The 19,027-nt window shown below is 71.2% G+C and carries 14 protein-coding genes; 10 read left to right on the top strand and 4 right to left on the bottom strand.

The features are described 5' to 3' along the window. Positions 1 to 49: 49 nt before the first annotated feature. From ACTU3I_RS12590 to ligD, 6 genes are all read left to right on the top strand, one after another. Positions 50 to 3,046 carry a hypothetical protein gene (locus ACTU3I_RS12590; RefSeq protein WP_442926037.1) on the top strand — a complete coding sequence of 999 codons (2,997 nt, stop codon included), beginning with the start codon at positions 50 to 52 and terminating at the stop codon, positions 3,044 to 3,046. A gap of 232 nt (positions 3,047 to 3,278) precedes the next feature. Continuing rightward, the gene (locus ACTU3I_RS12585) at positions 3,279 to 3,794 is read left to right on the top strand and encodes a general stress protein (protein WP_442926036.1); all 516 of its coding nucleotides are present in this window, start codon (positions 3,279 to 3,281) and stop codon (positions 3,792 to 3,794) included. A gap of 101 nt (positions 3,795 to 3,895) precedes the next feature. Further along, the gene (locus ACTU3I_RS12580; RefSeq protein WP_442926035.1) at positions 3,896 to 6,316 is read left to right on the top strand and encodes an ATP-dependent helicase; all 2,421 of its coding nucleotides are present in this window, start codon (positions 3,896 to 3,898) and stop codon (positions 6,314 to 6,316) included. A gap of 609 nt (positions 6,317 to 6,925) precedes the next feature. Beyond that, the gene (locus ACTU3I_RS12575; protein ID WP_442926034.1) at positions 6,926 to 7,849 is read left to right on the top strand and encodes a sunset domain-containing protein; all 924 of its coding nucleotides are present in this window, start codon (positions 6,926 to 6,928) and stop codon (positions 7,847 to 7,849) included. 32 nt (positions 7,850 to 7,881) lie between these two features. Beyond that, the gene (locus ACTU3I_RS12570; protein WP_442926033.1) at positions 7,882 to 8,889 is read left to right on the top strand and encodes an SseB family protein; all 1,008 of its coding nucleotides are present in this window, start codon (positions 7,882 to 7,884) and stop codon (positions 8,887 to 8,889) included. A gap of 142 nt (positions 8,890 to 9,031) precedes the next feature. Beyond that, a complete protein-coding gene (gene ligD, locus ACTU3I_RS12565) occupies positions 9,032 to 10,072 on the top strand; it encodes a non-homologous end-joining DNA ligase (RefSeq protein ID WP_442926032.1) in 1,041 nt (346 codons plus the stop codon). Between the two features lie 100 nt (positions 10,073 to 10,172). Here ligD and ACTU3I_RS12560 read toward each other — a convergent pair whose 3' ends face one another. The 3 genes from ACTU3I_RS12560 to ACTU3I_RS12550 form a co-directional block, all read right to left on the bottom strand. After that, on the bottom strand, positions 10,173 to 11,216 hold the full coding sequence (locus tag ACTU3I_RS12560; RefSeq protein ID WP_442926031.1) for an ATP-dependent DNA ligase: 1,044 nt from the start codon (positions 11,214 to 11,216) through the stop codon (positions 10,173 to 10,175). Between the two features lie 69 nt (positions 11,217 to 11,285). Next, entirely contained in the window at positions 11,286 to 12,464 is a 1,179-nt protein-coding gene (locus ACTU3I_RS12555) for an AI-2E family transporter (RefSeq protein WP_442926030.1), read from the bottom strand. 101 nt (positions 12,465 to 12,565) lie between these two features. Beyond that, positions 12,566 to 13,231, bottom strand: coding sequence for a TetR family transcriptional regulator (locus ACTU3I_RS12550; RefSeq protein ID WP_442926029.1), 666 nt, complete (start codon positions 13,229 to 13,231; stop codon positions 12,566 to 12,568). A 468-nt stretch (positions 13,232 to 13,699) separates the two neighbouring features. On the opposite strand from ACTU3I_RS12550, the gene ACTU3I_RS12545 reads away from it, so the two are divergent. Beyond that, the gene (locus tag ACTU3I_RS12545; protein WP_442926028.1) at positions 13,700 to 15,208 is read left to right on the top strand and encodes an FAD-dependent oxidoreductase; all 1,509 of its coding nucleotides are present in this window, start codon (positions 13,700 to 13,702) and stop codon (positions 15,206 to 15,208) included. A gap of 38 nt (positions 15,209 to 15,246) precedes the next feature. Here ACTU3I_RS12545 and ACTU3I_RS12540 read toward each other — a convergent pair whose 3' ends face one another. Next, positions 15,247 to 15,747: a small multidrug efflux protein gene (locus tag ACTU3I_RS12540; protein ID WP_442926027.1), complete on the bottom strand. Its 501-nt coding sequence runs from the start codon at positions 15,745 to 15,747 to the stop codon at positions 15,247 to 15,249. Positions 15,748 to 15,953: 206 nt separating this feature from the next. Between ACTU3I_RS12540 and ACTU3I_RS12535 the strand changes: the two genes are divergently transcribed. The 3 genes from ACTU3I_RS12535 (at position 15,954) to sucC (ending at position 19,004) form a co-directional block, all read left to right on the top strand. Beyond that, a complete protein-coding gene (locus tag ACTU3I_RS12535) occupies positions 15,954 to 17,114 on the top strand; it encodes a sensor histidine kinase (protein WP_442926026.1) in 1,161 nt (386 codons plus the stop codon). Further along, positions 17,111 to 17,713, top strand: a complete 603-nt coding sequence (locus ACTU3I_RS12530; RefSeq protein ID WP_442926025.1) for a response regulator transcription factor — start codon at positions 17,111 to 17,113, stop codon at positions 17,711 to 17,713. The genes ACTU3I_RS12535 and ACTU3I_RS12530 overlap by 4 nt, the downstream gene beginning before the upstream one ends. 127 nt (positions 17,714 to 17,840) lie before the next feature. Then, complete coding sequence (sucC, locus tag ACTU3I_RS12525) at positions 17,841 to 19,004, top strand: ADP-forming succinate--CoA ligase subunit beta (protein WP_442926024.1); 1,164 nt, start codon at positions 17,841 to 17,843, stop codon at positions 19,002 to 19,004. Positions 19,005 to 19,027 lie beyond the last annotated feature (23 nt).

The following is a 19,027-nucleotide window of genomic DNA, read 5'->3' as shown; positions in this document are numbered from 1 at the left end:
CTTACGCGGTAGGGAATTGGCGCCGCACCCCATGCCATAACGTAGCTGAATGGCGACGGCGACGCGGCGGGGGGCGCTGGCCGTTGTCGTCGCGATCCTGTTGATCGCCCTTGGCGCCGGTGCGGGGTTCGCCGTGGGTGATGCGCTGGGCATCCGCAGCGAGGCAGCCGAGGTGCTCGAGCCGCGGACCGGCACGCCGGCGCCCGTCGCAGCGCCGGTCGCCCCGCCGGAGTTCGCGAGCGTCGACGCGCCGGACACCGAACGGATGGGCGTCGCGCTCGACGCGCTGCGCGAAGCCGGCGCATCCGTCGACCCCGTCAGCCCGGGGCCAACCCTCAGCGTCACCGCAGGTACCGGCGACGCGGCCGACGACACCTACCTCCTCACCGGCGCTCCCGCGGCCCTTCGCATCGAGGCGGTGAGCGAAGCCGGCGCCGTCCGTGGCGTGTACGACCTCGCCGCGCAGGTGCGTGCCGGGCGCGACATCGCCGAGCACCTCGGCGTGGAAATGCGCTCGCGGCTGCCGTTGCGGATGGCCGACCTCGGCGCCGTCGGCGTGGCTTCGGATCCGGCGCAGTGGCGGCCGGGCACTGACTACTCCCACGCGTCGCGGGCGTTCGCAGATGTGCTGCGGCCGGAGGCTCCCTACGTCGACGAGGACGCGCTCGCCGCGGCCTACGACGACTTCGAGACGTTCCTGCGGCGCTCGCTGGCGGACGGGTTCACGGCGATCGCGTTCCCCGGCTTCGTCGAGTTCGTCACGTTCGACGACGCCCCGGTGTACGCCGACGGCGACCGGCACCGGCAGCGGGCGCTCGCGCTGCGCGAGGCGTTCGGGCGGATGTGGGAGCGGGCCGACGAGCTCGGCGTCGATGTGTATCTCCGCACCGACATGCTCGCGCTGACCGACCCGCTCGAGGCATATCTCACCGAGCGGTTCGGCAGCCTGGAGACGACCTCGCCCGAGTTCTGGGACGTCTACGGGCGAGGCCTCGACGAACTCTATGCCGCCGAGCCCGCGCTCGACGGCGTGCTCGTGCGCATCGGCGAGGCCGGCGACGTCTACGACGTCGAGGGGTGGGACGCCTACTCGAAGCTCGCCGTCACCGACGCGGACTCCGTGCGGGCGATGCTGACGGCGCTCACTGCGCAGGCCGAGGCATCCGGTCGCGAGGTGATCTTCCGCAGCTGGAGCGTCGGGGTGGGCGCCGTCGGCGACATGCACACCGACGCGGACTCGTACCGGGAAGTTCTCGACGGCATCGACTCGCCCGCGCTCATCGTCTCGACGAAGTACACCCTCGGCGACTTCTACAGCTGGCTGCCGCTGAACGACACCTTGCTCGAAGGCACGCAGCGACGCATCGTGGAGTTTCAGAGCCGCCGCGAGTTCGAGAACTTCGGCGCCTTCCCCAACGACCTCGGGCCCGAATATCAAGAGGCCCTGCAGACGCTGCTGGCGGGCAACGACCGCATCGAAGGCGTGTGGGTGTGGACGCAGGATGGCGGGCCGTGGCGCGCCGGGCCGATGTCGCTGCACCTGAAGGTGGGAGAGTGGCAGTTCGCGCAACTCAACACGCAGCTGGCGCTCGCCCTCGCGCGCGACCCGGACGCGGATGTCGCCGAAGTCACGCAGGACTGGGCGCGCGAGTTCTTCTCCACCGACCCCGTCACGGTGGAGGCGATCACCGCGGCGATGGCGCTCTCGCGCGAGCCGATCGCCCAGGGCATGTACATCGAGCCGTTCGCGCGGCAGCGCGTACTCGCGATCGGACTCGAACCTCCGCCGATGATGTGGCTGTTCGAGTGGGACATCCTCACCGGCGACAGCGCCGTGCTCGACGTGCTCTACACGCTCGTGAAAGACGACGCCGAGGCGGCGATGCAGGGCGGCGCGGATGCGGTGACCACCGCTGAGCGGATGCGCGACCTCGTTGCCGCCACCGACCCGTCGACGTGGCGCTCGCCGCACGCGCGGGAGGCGTTCGTCGAGACGCTGGACTACGAGGTCGACACGCTGCGGGTGCTCGGGGCGTACCGGGCGGTGATCCTCGCGCAGGGGGAGTGGCACGACACCCTCGACCCGGCTGCGCACACCGCGTGGACCCAGGCGCGCGACGCGTTCACGGCGCTCACCGCCGCACACGCCGACCGGTACGACGGCGACGTGCAGCATCCGCCGCTCAACCTCACCGCCGCCGAGCTCGGCATCGAGCGCACTGACCGCGACCTGGTGATGGCGTGGCTCGCCCGGATCCTCCTGGCGCTCGCGGTGGCGTGGGTCGTGATCGGGATGCTGTCGGCCCGCACCCGGCTGGTCGGCCGGCCCGGAGCGGCAGCCGCGCGGGCGGCGTGGCTCGCGGCCACGCGGCCGTGGCGTGCGCGCGAGTCGACGCTCGGGATGCTTCCGCTCGACCGCTGGCTGCTGCTCCTGGTCCCCGGCGCGCTACTGGTCGCCACGCGCGCGGTGCAGACGTCGTTCCTCGGATGGGTGCATCTCGCGGTCGTGTTCGGCGCGTGGCTCGTCTTCGTCTGCGTCGTGCGGCTGATCCTGTGGCGGCGCTCCCCGTGGCCGGTGATCGCCGCGGTGGGCGGCGTGGTCGTGCTCCGCTGCATCCTGACCCTCGCCGCCCTGTCGTTCACCGGACCCGGCGGCTACTGGTTCGCGTTCTGGACCGACCCGGTGCGCCGCACCGCGTACATCGCCGTCGCGTTCGCGCTGTTCGTGTGGGTGTTCGTCGCGGCGGGGTGGGCGCTGGCCGCGCAGGTCGGTGCGCGCCGCGCGACCGGGACGGTGCTCGCCGGCGTGGGCGCGGGGCTCGCGCTGCCGGCGGCGATCGTCGGGCTGGTCGGGCTCGAGCGCGCGCTCACCGCCTGGAACGACCAGCTCGGCCTCCTGCCGTGGGGCCTGTCGCGCATCCTCGGGATCACGGTCTACCTCGACATCCCGGCATGGACGGCGTGGGCCGCTGCCGGGCTCGGTGCGGGAATCCTGGCCGTGGGGCTCGCGCTCGCGAGCAGCCTCCGCGTGCGCCTCCGCGCGTGACACCACGCGAGTCCCGCGGGAAGACCGGGTCGTGGATCGGCCGACGGGCACGGGTGCCCACCTGGTCACCTGCCGCACCGTCTCGCGACCTCATCCACCGCGATGCCGTTGCCGATCCGCCAAGCGGCCGGCACGGCACCGCGCCGCGGCATCCGTCATTCTCCGACGCACAGGCATCGGCGGCAATACACTGACGGCGAGAGCCGGGGGACCGGCCCGAAAGGGGAGAGTCATGAGCGATTTCACGAGCGCGGTGCCCGAACGGCGCCTGCTGTCGAGCTTCACCGAGTACGCCGGTGCGCAGAGCGCCGTCGACAAGCTTTCGGATGCGGGGTTCCCGGTCGAGAACGTCGCCATCATCGGGCACGACGTGCAGATCGTCGAGCAGGTCACCGGGCGCATGACCAACGGGCGCGCGGCGGCCTACGGCGCTGCGACCGGTGCCTGGTTCGGACTGTTCATCGGTCTGCTCTTCGGTCTGTTCGCTCCCGGTGTCGCGTGGCTGTGGATTCTGCTGTGGGGCCTCGTGCTCGGCGCCGTATGGGGCGCGGTGTTCGGCTTCGTCGGGCACTTCGTCACGCGCGGACAGCGCGACTTCAACTCCGTGCAGAAGTTCGAAGCCGCACGCTGGGACGTGATGGTCGACACCGAGCACCTGCTGCGCGCGCAGTCGATCCTCGGCAACAGCGGCGCGGCTCCCGCGGCTCCGGCAGCTCCCGCCGCACCTCCGGTGCCGCCTGCTTCCTGAGTCGCGCGGGGCCGACGCTTCGTCTCGCTGCGCTCGCTCAGCGTCCGGGGGTGAGGCAGCCCGGGGCGGGTGTCGGCGTCGCCGCCTAGACTTGACGTGCCATGACCGACGCATCCACGCCCCTCATCGTCGGCGGTGATCGCGGTCCTCAGATCGGCATGCCGCGCCCCGACGACGACCTGCTCGAGGGACTCAATCCGCCGCAGCGCGAAGCCGTGACCTATCGCGGACCCGCGCTGCTCATCGTCGCGGGTGCGGGGTCGGGCAAGACGCGCGTGCTCACGCACCGCATCGCGTCGCTGCTGCGTTCGCGTGAGGCATGGCCGAGCCAGATCCTCGCGATCACGTTCACGAACAAGGCCGCGGGCGAGATGCGCGAGCGTGTGCACGCGCTCATCGGTGACCGCGCCGACGGCATGTGGATCTCGACCTTCCACTCCGCGTGCGTGCGCATCCTCCGCCGCGAGGCCCAGCAGTTCGGGTTCACCAAGGCCTTCACGATCTACGATTCCGGCGACTCCCGCGCGCTCATCAAGCGCCTGGTGAAGGAGCATGAGGGGGATGCCTTCGGCCTCACGCCGGCCGGAACGCAGGGCCGCATCTCGAAGCTGAAGAACGAGCTCGCGGACGCGGAGTCGTACGCCCGGCAGGCGAACATGAACGACCCCGTCGAGCGGGTCTTCGTCGAGATCTTCGGCGCGTATCAGCGCGAGCTGCAGCGGGCCAACGCGTTCGACTTCGACGACCTCATCGCGCAGACCGTCTACCTGTTCCGAGCGTTCCCGAAGGTCGCCGACGTGTATCGGCGCCGATTCCGCCACATCCTCGTCGACGAATACCAGGACACCAACCACGCGCAGTACGCGCTCATCCATGAGCTGACGCGTCCCGTGGGGACGGATGCCGACCCCATCGCGTCGAGCGGCGGCATGATGATCTTCGACGCCGAGCCGGCCGCGGAGTCCGCGGCCTCGCTCACGGTCGTGGGCGACTCCGATCAGTCGATCTACGCCTTCCGGGGCGCAGACATCCGGAACATCACGGAGTTCGAGCGCGACTACCCGGGTGCCAAGGTCGTGCTCCTCGAGCAGAACTACCGCTCGACGCAGAACATCCTCAGCGCGGCGAACGCGGTCATCAGCAACAACTTCGACCGCAAGGACAAGAAGCTGTGGACCGACGTCGGTGCGGGCGACCCGATCATCGGGTTCACCGGCTACTCGCAGCACGACGAGGCGCAGTTCGTCGCCGACGAGATCGACGCCCTCCGAAAGAGCGGCGTCGGCTACAACACGATGGCGGTCTTCTACCGGACGAACTCGCAGTCGCGGGCGCTGGAGGAGATCTTCATCCGGTCCGCGATCCCGTACAAGATCATGGGCGGCACGAAGTTCTACGAGCGCGCCGAGATCAAAGACGCGCTCGCGTACCTCGTGGCGGTGGCGAACCCGGCCGACGAGATGGCGATCCGCCGCATCCTCAACAAGCCCCGCCGCGGCATCGGCGACGTCACCGAGACGGCGATCGCGCGCTACGCCGCCGATGAGGGCATCACGTTCCGCGACGCGCTCGCGAACGCCTCTGCGCTCGGGGTCGGCCCGAAGCTGCAGCAGGCCATCGCGCACCTCGACGCGGTGCTCGCCGAGGCATCCGAGGTCATGCTGCCGGCCTCGGGCGAGCTCGCACCCCCCACCGCGGTCGCCGAGGGGCTCACGCTGCTGCTTAACAAGAGCGGATACTTCGACGCCCTCCGCATGAGCAAAGACCCCCAGGACGAGGCGCGGCTGGAGAACCTCGACGAGCTCGTCGCCGTGGCGCGGGAGTTCGCGCGCAACAACCCCGAGGGCACGATCATCGACTTCCTCACCGAGGTCGCGCTGGTCTCGGATGCCGATGACCTCAGTGACGCGACCGGATCGGTGTCGCTCATGACCCTCCACACGGCTAAGGGGCTCGAGTACGACGCGGTCTTCCTCACCGGCGTCGAGGAAGACCTGATCCCGCACCGCATCTCGGCGGGGGAGCCCGGCGGGCCGCAGGAGGAGCGGCGCCTGTTCTACGTGGGCATCACGCGCGCCCGCAAGCGTCTCTACGTGTCGCTTGCGATGACGCGCGCGCAGTTCGGCGAGGTGACCGTCGCCATGCCGAGCCGGTTCCTGCAGGAGATCCCCGCCGAGCTCATCGACTGGCGGCAGTCGCCCGGCGACGTCAACTCGCGCGGCGGCATGCAGTCGCGGGCGCTGAACGCGCGGCCTCGGCGCCCCGGAGAGGGGCGGTACGGCGGCGACCTCGTGCCGAAGTCGACCGCGATCGACAAGTTCCCGAACCGCATCCCGGCCAAGGTGCGCGACAACGGCGACCTGCAGCTCGCGCCGGGCGACCGCATCCGGCACGACGATTTCGGCGAGGGCAAGGTCGACGCGATCACGGGGGAGGGCGCCAAGCGGGTCGCGCATGTGCGGTTCGAAAAGGTCGGCGCCAAGAAGCTGCTGGTCAAGATCGCGCCGATCAGCAAGCTCTGACACCGTTCAGCCGGGGTCGTTAGGCTGGGCCGGGCGGCTGCATCCGTGGGAAAGCGATGGGCTACCGCACGCCGCTGCACGCCATCGCCCGCCCGACCTTGCGATCGGCCTCGCCCCGATGAGCGATCCCGAGGATGCCGCTCGCAAGGCAACGCGAATGCGGGAATCCGGCCGGGACTCGTCGCGGGCCTGCCGACGGCTGGCTCGAAATCGCGCTCAAAGCCCCGACGTCTTCTGCGCCACGGGTGAGCTCTACGCGATGGGGCTGGAGTTCGAGATGTGGTACACATAATCACGTCCACGGGGGGTCGACGGGAGCGCGGCGGGTCTCCGTCGAAGAGGGCGCGTTCGCGTGCTTGGGGGAAATCGATGAGTGCTGCCCGCGTATCGCGTGCGACGAAGCTGAGCGCGTGGATCGCCGCCTGTGCGGTGTCTTTTTCACTGATAGGCGCTGTCCCGGCCACCGCCGCGGCACCACCGCCGGAGCCGGCGCCGACCGGCGCGACTCCGGCGCCTGCCGACGGCAGCGCCGCGGACCCGGCTTCCCCGCCGGCGCCGGAAACCTCCGTCGCGCCGATACCCGCGCCGACACTGCCCGCGGCGCCGGTCTTGGCCACGGCGGACACCTCCGCCGGCACACCCGCACCGCAGCCCTCGGAGGCCGTCGCCGTGCCGCGGGCTTCCGCCGAGCCGTCCGCGGGCGTGGAGCCGCCCGAGTCGAGTGCGACACCCGTGCCGCCCGTGACCCCGGTGACCGGTTCGACGCCCGGTTTCCGCTCCGAGAGCAACACATCGGCGGTGACGGCGCCGGTGCTGAAGACGCTGAGCGCGGGCACGCCGACGGTGTCGGGGTCTGCGGTGGTGGGTTCGACGTTGAGTGTGGCGCCGGGGTCGTGGACGTCGGGGACGGCGTTCGCGTATCAGTGGTTGGCGAATGGTGTGGTGATCGCGAAGGCGACGGCGGCGTCGTACAAGGCCGTGGCGGCGGATGCGGGTAAGAGGCTTTCGGTTCGGGTGACGGGTTCGAAGGCGGGCTTCACGACGGTGGTGAAGACGTCGGCGGTGACGGCGCCGGTGCTGAAGAGATTGACCGCGGGCACGCCGACGGTAAGAGGCACGACGCACGTCGGACAGACGCTGACGGTCTCGCCCGGGTCGTGGACTGCCGGGTCGGCATTGGCGTACCAGTGGTTCGCGAACGGCGCGGCGATCACAGGCGCCACGAAGACATCGCTCGTTCTCGCCGCCGCGCACCGAGGTCGAACGATCACCGTGCGCGTGACGGGCACGCTCGCCGGGTACGTGACCGCGGCCAAGACCTCCGCCCCGACGGCGAAGATCGCCGCCGTCCCCGGCCAGACCGCTCCGCTCACCACCGGTGAGTGCCCGAGTTGGGCGCCCATCAAGGGCAACGCCTCCTCGATGATCTACCACCTGCCCGGTGGCCGGTCCTACGCGGTCACGAAGGCGGAGGCGTGTTTCTCGACGGAGGCTGCGGCTGTAGCAGCAGGATTCCGCGCCGCCAAGCGCTGACGCGTACCCGACGCCTCGTTAGGGTGGTGAGAATGGGTCTGTTCTCGCGCCGCAAGGACTCCGCTCCGGAGCCACATCCGGAAGTCGAAGAGACCGCTGTCGAGCCTCCGGAGGAGGACGCGGCTCCCGAGGTTCAGATTTCTGTCTCGGCGTTCCGCGGAGTCGCCGCGCCGTCGGACCCGGCCCCGCCCGCGACCTCGCCGCCGTCGCCCGAGGCGGCGCGACGGCAGGTTCCCGCCGAGGCGCCGCAGGCCGCTGGATCCGCCGGCGGGCTGCGTGACAACGCGCTGCTCGTCCAGGCGCTGGCGGCGATCTCTGCGACGCCGACCGCTCCCGAGCTCCTCGACGTCGTACGTCAGCTGCTGCAGGGGCACCTCTTCATGCGTGTGCAGGGCGACGCGCGGACGCTGCTCGCGGAGGGCAAGCCGCTGTCCCTGTCGGCCGCGGCGGTGGGCGACAAGCGGTACGTCCTGGCGTACAGCGGCGGCGCGGCGCTGCAGGCGAGCCTGCGGGCAGACGGCGATGCGGGCACCTCGGCCCTGGGTCAGCCCGTGCTGGGGGTGCTCCGTCACGTGCTCGCGGGCGACTTCGACGGGATCATCCTCGACAACAACTCCGCGCCGGCGCGAGCCGTGCTGCCGCGGGCGGTGCTGGAACGGGCCATCCGCGACGCCGATGAGGAGTTGCGCATCAAGACCCTTCTCACCGCGCCGCGCACCGATGCCACGGCGTCGGAGATCGTCGCGGTGCTGCCGGACGCGCCATTGTGGATCGCGGTCAAGCGCACCGAGGAGGACGGACCTCTCGGCGTGGCGGAGAGCCGCACGGCCGACGGGCAGCGGTTCCTCGAGGTGTATTCGCATCCGCTCGAATCCGTCGCGCTCGGCCGTGGCGATTCCGCCGCGCCGATCACGCCCGTGCAGCTGGCGACCGCGCTCGCGCGCGACGAGAACCTCGCGGGGGTGCTGGTGAATCCCGCCGGCCCGTGGATCCGGCTGACCCGCAGCGACCTCGCGCCGCTGTTGGCGCTGGCCGACTGACGCAACTCCTCAAATCCGGAGTCCCGGCTGCTCGGCTTCGGGGCTTTCCTGCCGCCGCATCCCCGCCGACCGCTCGATCTTGAGGAGTTGCGCAGGTGGCAACGGGGGTGACGGCGTCGGCGGGCGCCGATAGCGTCGGAGGATGGCGTCACCGCGCATCACGCTCACCGTCCCGGGTCCGCACGGCGATCGGGAGATCGGCATCTCGAACCCCGACCGAGTGATCTGGCCCGAGGCCGGCATCACCAAGCGCGAGCTCGCCGAGTACTTCATCGCCGTCGCCGAGCCGTTCCTCGCGGCCAACGGCGACCGACCGGTGTCGCTGGAGCGGTTTCCGGATGCGGTCGGCGGCGAAAGCTTCTTCTCGAAGAATCCGCCGAAGGGCGCCCCCGACTACGTGGAGGCCGTGACGGTCACGTACAACAGCGGTCGCCGGCATCCGCAGCTCGTGCTCACCGAGATCGCCTCGGCGGTGTGGGCAGCGCAGATGAACACGATCGTGTTCCACCCGTGGGCCTCGCTCGCATCGAACCCCGATCACCCTGTCGAATTGCGCATCGACCTGGACCCGCAACCGGGCACCGGATTCGCGGATGCGGTGGCCGCCGCGCACGGATTGCGCGAGGTGCTGCGCGAGGCCGACCTGGAGCCGTGGATCAAGACGAGCGGCAATCGCGGGCTGCACGTCTTCTGTCCGATCGAGCCGACGCACGAGTTCCTCGACGTGCGGCACGCGGTGATCGCCGCGGCACGGGAACTCGAGCGGCGCATGCCCGACCGCGTGACGACGGCGTGGTGGAAGGAGGAGCGCGGCGAGCGCATCTTCGTCGACTTCAACCAGGCCAACCGCGACCGCACGATGGCGGGGGCGTACTCGCCTCGGGCGCTTCCCGCCGCGACGGTGTCGACGCCGGTGACGTGGGATGAGCTCGACGGCGTCGATCCCACGACTTTCACGGTTCGTAGCATCCCCGAGCGGCTGGCATCCGTCGGGGACCCCTGGGCCGGGATGCAGGACAACCCCGGGCGCATCGACACGCTGCTGGGCTGGTGGGAGCGGGACCTCGCCGACGGGCTCGGGGAGCTGAACTTCCCGCCCGACTTTCCGAAGATGCCCGGGGAGCCCCCGCGCGTGCAGCCCAGCCGCCTCAATCCGGACAACTGGCCGAAGCCCGACGCCTGACGCGGCGCCAACCCACTCTCTTTCCCCCAACCTGCGCGATCTGCGCAGCAACATGTGTGGGTTGGGGCGAAACGGGTGGGTTCGGCGCAGGGGGAGGGTGTCAGTCGAGCACGGCGGCCAGGTCGTAGGCTGTCACGGCCTCGAGCTGGTCGAAGGTGCACGAGCGGGCATCGCGGTCGGGGCGCCACCGCTCGAACTGCACGGTGTGGCGGAAGCGCATCCCCTCCAGCTGGTCGTACCGCACCTCGAGCACGCGCTCGGGCCGCAGCCGCACGAACGACACGTCCTTCGAGGCCGAGAAGCGCGACCGGTCGGTCTCGCCCGTGACAGCTTCGCCCTCTTCGTTTCGCTCGACGAGCGGTGCGAGTTCGTCGATCAGCTCGAGCCGGCGCTGATCGCTCCACGCGGCGACGCCCCCGACGCCGTGGAGGCGCCCGGATGCGTCGTAAAGCCCGACGAGCAGCGACCCGACGCCCCGGCCCGACTTGTGGATGCGGTAGCCGAGCGCCACGACGTCGGCGGTACGAGCGTGCTTGATCTTGAACATCGTGCGCTTGTTCGGCGCATACGGCTGGGCGAGGGGCTTCGCGACGACGCCGTCGAGGCCGGCGCCCTCGAACTCCGCGAGCCAGCGGCGCGCGACGTCCGGGTCATCCGACGTGCGCGTCACGTGCACCGGATGCGGCACGTCGGCGAGCAGCTCCACCAGCTGAGCGCGTCGCTCGGCGAAGGGCTCGGTCTGCAGGTCGCGATCGCCTCGCGCGAGCAGGTCGAAAGCGATGAACTGCGCGGGGGTCTGCTCCGACAGCAACGCGACCCGCGACGCGGCCGGGTGGATGCGCTGCGACAGCGCCTCCCAATCGAGCCGCTGCGCCCCCGGCTCCCCCGTGGCGACGACGACCTCGCCGTCGAGGAGACACGGCTCGGGCAACAGCCGCGCGAACGCCTCGACGAGCTCGGGGAAGTACCGGGTCAGCGGCTTGGCGCCGCGGCTGCCGATCTCGACATCCGTGCCGTCCCACGACACCAGAGCGCGGAATCCGTCCCACTTCGGCTCGTAGCTCAGCCCGCCCGCGATCCGCTCCGGGTCGGGCACCTCGGGTACGGACTTCGCGAGCATGGGAGCGGGGATCTCATACGGCATGGCTCTCATCCTGCCCGCTGCATCCGACGCGGGAAACCGGCCGACCGCGTCCGCCCGCTCCCGTGCGTTTCACTCGACGGTGACCGGGGCGGCCTTGCGCCGCTCGCGGTTCTTGGGGCGGGCCCAGCGCGCAGGGAGGTTCTCGCCGTCCCACACCTGCACGATGCCCCAGACGACCGCCGTGAAGGGCACGGCGAGGAGCGTCCCGAGGATGCCGCCGATCGCGGTGCCGCCGGCCAGCGCGACCAGGATGACGAACGAGTGCAGCTTCATCGAGCGGCCCATGAGCACCGGCTGGAGGAAGTTGCCCTCGAGCTGGTTGACGAGCACCACGATGCCGACGACGATGAGCGCGATCCACGGACCCTGCGCCACGAGCGCGACGAGCGCGGCCAGCACACCCGCGGCGACAGCGCCGACGATCGGGATGAAGGCGAAGAGGAACACGATCACCGCGAGCGGGATGGCCAGAGGCACCTGCAGGATCAGCAGGCCGATGAGGATGCCGACGGCATCGACGAACGCGACGGCCGCCGTGCCGCGGACGTACGAGCCGAGCACCGAGACGGTCTTGTCGCCGATGCGGCGCGCCCGCGCGTAGTTGCCGCCGCGGAAGGGCCGCAGGACGAACTCCCACATGCGGGGTCCGTCCTTGAGGAAGAAGAACAGGATCACCACGAGCAGCACGAACCCGGTGACGAAGTTCGCCACCGCGCCGACACCGGCAAGCGCGCCGGTGCCGAACTGCGCGCTCGTGAGGAAGTCGGTGATCGACGCCATCCAGTCGTCCAGCTGCGCGGATGTCGGCGCGAACGGCAGCGTGTTGATCCAGGCGACCAGCTGCTGGAAGCCGTCCTGCGCCTGGGCGTACAGGTCGCTCCACTGATCGCGCACCGCCCACACGATGAGCCACGTCAACCCGGTGAGAATCGCCACGACGGCCAGCAGCGTGAGGAGCGTCGCGACCAGCGCCGGTACGCCGCGCCGCCGCAGGAACGACATCACCGGCGCGAACGCCGACGCGAAGATCAGGGCGAGGATCAGCGGGATGACGACGACCGTCACCTGCCGCAGCCCCCAGATGAGCCCGGTGGCCAGCGCCACCAGGATGATGACCTGGATCACCCGGATGGACAGGCGCCCGAACCCGTCGGCCCAGAGGCTCCGCGGCGGCTCGTGCGATTCGAGCTCGACGGCGGACGAAGGCTCGAGCCTGACCGGGGTCGGCGTACGTCGGAACAGTCCCATGCCCCGACGCTAACCCGCGAACGCCACCCGCGGGGGAGGGGTTGCGCCCGCCGGAGAACACCGGAGGTGATCGCGCAGCCCAACGGTCGCGCGGTGCTGCGTCAGCCGAGCGTGTCGCGGAGGCGGCGGGCGACCTCGGCTGCCGGCATCCGGCGGGGAAAGATCGCCACGGCCACATCGTCCTCGGCAGGCGAGTCGGGGTCGGGGTGCACACCGAACCGCCGCATGGCGTCGTCGAGCGCGCGGCGGAGCACCGACTGGGGAACGCGCTCGCCACGCAGGAGCCGTCGCAGCACGTGGTTGTGCACGGCCGTGATGAGGGCGGCGAATCCGATGGCGTCGAGCGGGTCGAGGCCGGGGAGCGCGCGGCGGAGGTAGTCGTCGAAGACCCGCTCGTACCGGAAGACCGTGAGGATCTCGCGCTCGCGCAGCACCGGCACCTGACGCACGATCACGTAGCGACGGCGGGCGAGCTCAGGGTCGGCGGCGAAGTGCCGGTAGACGCGCATCGACGCCTCGCACACCGCGACCCAGGGGTTCGGATGCGGCCGATCGAGGTACGCCGCGAGCGAGCGGAGCACCTCCTCGTGGTCGGCGAAGACCACGTCTTCCTTCCCGCCGAACTGGCGGAAGAACGTCGAGCGCGACACCCCCGCCGCCTGGGCGATCTGCTCCACCGAGGTCGCATCGAACCCCTGTGAGGCGAACAGCTCGATGGCCGCTGCGACGACCGAGGCGGGTGTGCTCGGCGAAGCGGCATCGGTCATGCGCGGAAGCTTACCGTCGCCGGCTCCGTCGCTCTGCGGCCGGGTGCTTCGGGCGTCGTGTGCGCAACTCCTCAAGATCGGGCTCGGCCCGTGGCCGGCGCCGCGGGATCCCGGGGCCGCCGGCGGCTGCCGCCCGAGTTCTTGAGGAGTTGGGGAGGCGCGGCGCGGGCGCCCGAGCCGGATACTGCGCCGGCCGGCTGCCGGTGGGGGAGTGGCGGCCGGGCGCGGCGTGCCCCGGCCGCGGCGGGGTGCTCCGGCCGTCGTGTGCGCAACTCCTCAAGATCGGGCTCGGCCCGTGGCCGGCGCCGCGGATTCCGGGGCCGCCGGCGGGCAGGGCGCGGATTCTTGAGGAGTTGTGCACACGACGGTGGGGTACCCCTGCGCACGCGCGGCGCGGCGGCCCTGCCTCGGGCGCGCGGCCCTGTCAAGCGGTGGGTGCGGCACGGCGGCGCGGGCTTGACTTCGGTCATGACTCCCCTCTGGAAGCAGGATCTCGCGCCCGTGGCGGGCGTGCCGTTTCAGCCCGATGCCTCGTACGACGTCGTCGTCGTGGGTGCCGGGATCACGGGGCTGGCGTCGGCGTACGCCCTCGCGACGTCGGGGATGTCGGTAGCGATCATCGACGCCGGCGAGGTGGCGCAGCTGGCCACCGGTGCCAACACCGGCAAGGTCTCGCTGCTTCAGGGAACGGTGCTCTCGACGCTTCGCCGCGGACATCCGGCTGCTCTGGTGAAGGCGTACGTCGAATCGAACAGATCGGGGCAGGACTGGCTCGCCGCGACCGCGGAGACGCTCGCCGTGCCCTATCGCAGACGGACGGCGTTCACGTACGCCCAGGAAGACGCCGGCATGCCGTCGGTGGAGACGGAGAAGGATGCTGCGCGGGAGGCGGGGCTGGGCGTCCGTCGCGCGTCCGCCGCCGAGCTCGCGGCGATCCCCTTCCCGGTGGCCTCGGCGATCGCGCTCGATGACCAGATCGCGATCGACCCGGCGCGCTTCGCGGCGGCGCTGGCAGGCGCTGCGGTCGCCGCGGGCGCCGTGCTCCACACCGGAACGCCGGTGCGCGGCGCGAAGGTGCGGGGGCGTCCGCACGTCCTGACAGACGAGGGACGGCTGTACGGCGGCAGCATCGTGCTGGGTACCGGCACGCCGATTCTCGACCGGGGCGCCTACTTCGCGAAGACGCACGGAGAGAGGTCGTACTGCGTCGCGTTCCGTACCGACGGCTCGGTGCCGGAGGGCATGTACCTGTCAGCCGACTCGCCGTCGCGCTCGATCCGGCCGGTCGGCCTCGGCGACGGGCCGGAGGGCTGGGAGGGTGTCGTCGTCGGCGGGTCGGGGCATCCTGTCGGTCGCGCCGCGTCGGAGCGGGAGCGCGTGGAGGAACTCATCGCGTGGGCGCGGCGATACCTCCCCGTCACGGAGGAGACGCACCGCTGGAGCGCCCAGGATTATCAGTCGCACAATCTCGTGCCCTTCGTCGGGGCGATGCCGCGATCGCTCGGGCGCGTCCGGTTCGCGACCGGCTACGGCAAGTGGGGGCTGACGAACGGACCGGCTGCGGCGCAGCGCATCGTCGCCGAGATCCGCGGCGACCGCGAGAAGCCCCGGTGGATGACGATGCTCGGCACGCGCTTGACCGTGCCGGCCGACATCGCCCGCGGCGCGGCCGAGAACGCCAAGGTCGGCGCTGCCGCCGCGCAGGGCTGGGTCGAAGCCGAGCGCACGCCCGTGCCCGTGCCGCGTCCGGCGGAGGGTGCCGGCGTGGTCGCCCAGCGCGGCGGGCGCCCGGTCGGCATCTCGACGGTCGACGGGGTCACCCGCGCGATCGACGCGGTGTGCCCGCACCTGGGCGGCGTGCTGTCGTGGAACGACGAGGAGTGCACGTGGGACTGTCCGCTCCACGCCAGCCGTTTCGAGCCGAACGGGACGCGCATCGAGGGCCCGGCGTCGCGCAACCTCACGCACCTGTCCTGACGCGGACCGCGATCGGGACCGCATCAGGACGCGGCACCTCAGCGCACGGCGAAGAGCACCCCGGTGACGATCAGAGTCAGGACCGTCGTCCACAGCACGATGGCCGCCGCCTGCCACGCGATGACGCGGCCCGGCGAGACACCGGTGGCTGTCAGTGCGGCAGCGGTGAACTGCGTGGGAAGCAGGAGCGGTCCGAGCAGGCTCACACCCGGCGTGCCGTAGCGCTCGTATGCACGTTGGAACTTCTCCCGGCGCGGTGACGCCGGCGTGGGGGAGGAGCCGGCGCGCGTGGTGACGGCGGTGCGCACCCGAGCGCTCACGAGCACGACGATCGCGACGCACACCAGGTTGCCGATGATCGCCGCGACGGCGGCGAGAACCGGGTTGATCCCCCCGACGATGCCGATCGCCGCGGCTCCCTCACCCTCGATGAAGGGGACGGCCCCGGCGAGTGCCACGATCGCGGGCTGGACGAACACGGGAACCTGAGCGACGAGGTCCTGGAACCCGAGCACGAGATCGGAAACGGGATTGGACATGGTTCCTCCAGGGGCGGATGCCGCGGACGATCCGCGGGAGTTCCATCCCAGCCGCGCGACGCGGTCGGCGGCAGTGCCGCGGCGTCACTCGTCGGCGGGAGGATCCGCGCGTACGACCATGACAAAAGTCATGGTCGTACTGTGGCGGTGTGTCCGTCCCGCCTCCGCCCGCGCCGTCTCCCCGGAGCGGTTCCTACGCTCGCGACGTGCGCGCGACGTGGTGGTACACGGCGTCGTCCGTCGTCTTCCTCCACGTCACGACGCTGTTCCTGTGGGGTGGCTTCGCGATCCTTCGGGGCGGATGGTTGCCGCCCGTCGCGGGATCCCTCGCCTTCGTGGCCGGGTCGGCGCTCTCCCTCGCGAGCGCGGTGGTGCTCCTCATCCGCTACCGCCGCTACGGCGACGACGACGACGCGCCCCGCGGGACGGCGTGGATCGTCGTGATCGGCGTGCTGGGGGCGGCGCTCACGGGCCTCGCGGCGCAATCGCTGCTCTTCGGCGCAGCGCTCGCGGGGTACGTGCTGTGCCTGGTGCGATGGCGGGCGGGGGTGCGCGGCAGGCTGGCCGTCGCGCTGCTGCTCGGGCTGACCGCGCTCGCCGTGATCGAGGTTCAGGTCTTCGGACTCGATCGCCCCCTCGCGTCGGGGATCCCCCTCCTGTTCTTCGCCGTCGCGCTCGCACCGCTGACCGTGGTGTCGCTGTGGTGGTGGGACATCGTGCGCGAGCTCGACCGCGCGCGCGTGGCCGAGGGCCGCCTGGCCGCCGCGCAGGAACGCCTGCGGCTGGCCGGCGATCTTCACGACCTCCAAGGGCACCACCTGCAGGTGATCGCGCTCCAGCTGGAGCTGGCCGAGCGGACGATGGACCGCGACCCAGCCGCGGCGGGCGAGCACGTGCGCGCGGCCCGGGCCAGCGTCGACGACGCCCGTCGCGGCACGCGCGAGCTCGCCGCACGATTCCGCGGCGTCCCCCTCCCCGACGAGCTCGCCAACGCCGCCGATCTGCTGCGCGCCGCCGGGCTGCGCGTCGATCTCGACGTCGCGGGCGACGCCGCCGACGCGCCATCCGAGGTTCTCGGACCGATCATCCGCGAGAGCACCACCAACGTCCTCAAGCACGGCGGCGGCGCGTGGGCGCGTCTGGCACTGCGGCGTCAGGGCGACCGATGGATGCTGGAGATCGCCAACGATCCCGCGCAGGGGGAGTCCGCGGTCGGTGCCGGGTCGGGCCTGACGGGCATCGCGGAGAGGGTCAAGGCGGTGGGAGGGCAGGTTGCGGTGGAGCCCACGGTCGAGCGATTCGTCGTCGTCGTCTCGGTGCCCGCGTCTCCCGTCGACGCAGTGCGCGAAGGAGACAGGCGCTCATGATCCGCGTGCTGATCGCCGACGACGAAGACATGATCCGCTCCGCTCTCGCGTCGCTCCTGCGTCTCGAGGACGATCTCGACGTGGTCGCCGAGTGCCGCGACGGCGAGAGCGCCGTCGCCGAGGCCACCAGGCTGCGCCCCGATGTCTGCCTGCTCGACCTGGAGATGCCGGGCCTGGACGGGGTCGACGCGGCCGCCCGCATCCTGCGCCTTGTCCCCGCGCGCTGCATCGTCGTCACCCGTCACGCGCGACCCGGTGTGCTGCGGCGCGCGCTGAGCGCCGGCGTCCACGGCTTCGTGCCCAAGTCCCGCCGCGCGGAAGACCTCGCGGCCGTCATCCGCGAGGTCGCCGCCGGCCGCCGCTACGTCGACCCGGAGATCGCGGCCGACGCTTTGAGTGACGAGCGCTGCCCGCTCACCGACCGCGAGCTCGACGTCTTGCGCGCCGGCGCGCGCGGCGAGCCCATCGCGCAGATCGCCGCGACGCTGCACCTGTCGGCCGGGACCGTGCGCAATCACGTCTCGTCCATCCTCGCCAAGCTCCACCTCTCCACGCGTCAGCAGGCCGCGATCCTCGCACGGGAGCGCGGCTGGATCTGAGCCCGTGCGCCGCGGCCGCCGTTCGGGAACGTCCAGCCGCGGGTAGTAGGGTGGGGGATTGGCTGGATCTCTTGATATCAAGATTTATTCGGCCCCACCCACCGACCCGTCCAGCGGAGGATTCCCTGTGGATCTGTACGAGTATCAGGCACGCGATCTTTTCGAGAAGTACGAGGTGCCGGTGCTCGCCGGCATCATCGCCGACACCCCCGAGGAAGCCAAGGCCGCGGCCGAGAAGCTCGGCGGCGTCGTCGTGGTGAAGGCCCAGGTCAAGACCGGCGGCCGCGGAAAGGCCGGCGGCGTCAAGGTCGCCAAGAACGCGGATGAGGCGTATGAGGCCGCGAAGGCGATCCTCGGCCTCGACATCAAGGGGCACGTCGTGCAGCGCGTCATGGTGGCCGCCGGGGCCCGCATCGCGAAGGAGTTCTACTTCTCCGTGCTGCTGGACCGCGCGAACCGCTCGTACCTCTCGCTCGCCTCCGTCGAAGGCGGCATGGAGATCGAGGAGCTCGCCGTCGAGCGTCCCGAGGCCCTCGCCCGCGTCGAGGTCGACCCGCTCGAGGGCATCACCCCCGAGAAGGCGCTCGAGATCGCGAAGGCGGCGAACTTCGACGACGAACTGGCCCCGAAGGTCGCGGATGTCTTCGTCAAGCTCTTCGACGTCTACAAGGGCGAGGACGCCACGCTCGTCGAGGTGAACCCGCTCATCCAGTCGGAGGACGGCGACATCATCGCCCTCGACGGCAAGGTCTCGCTCGACGAGAACGCCTCCTTCCGTCACCCGGAGCACGAGGCCCTCGAAGACGCGGCCGCGGCCGACCCGCTCGAGGCCAAGGCCAAGGAGAACGACCTCAACTACGTCAAGCTCGACGGTCAGGTCGGCATCATCGGCAACGGCGCGGGGCTGGTCATGTCGACCCTGGACGTCGTCGCCTACGCCGGTGAGAAGCACGGTGGCGTGAAGCCGGCCAACTTCCTCGACATCGGCGGCGGAGCATCCGCCACCGTCATGGCGGCGGGGCTCGACGTCATCCTCGGCGACCAGCAGGTGAAGAGCGTGTTCGTCAACGTCTTCGGTGGCATCACCTCGTGCGTCGCGGTGGCCGACGGCATCGTCAAGGCCCTCGAGATCCTGGGCGACGCGGCCACGAAGCCGCTCGTGGTCCGTCTCGACGGCAACCAGGTCGAGGAAGGCCGAGCCATCCTCGCCGGCGCCAACCACCCGCTCGTCACGCTCGCCTCCAGCATGGACGAGGGCGCCGACAAGGCCGCCGAGCTGGCGAACGCCTGACCGGCGCGCTTCGGATAAGGAAC

Source organism: Microbacterium sp. RD1 (genome assembly GCF_052220165.1).
Taxonomy (GTDB): domain Bacteria; phylum Actinomycetota; class Actinomycetes; order Actinomycetales; family Microbacteriaceae; genus Microbacterium.
The sequence above is the reverse complement of the archived record's forward strand: the minus strand, read 5'-3'. Positions and strand labels throughout refer to the sequence as shown.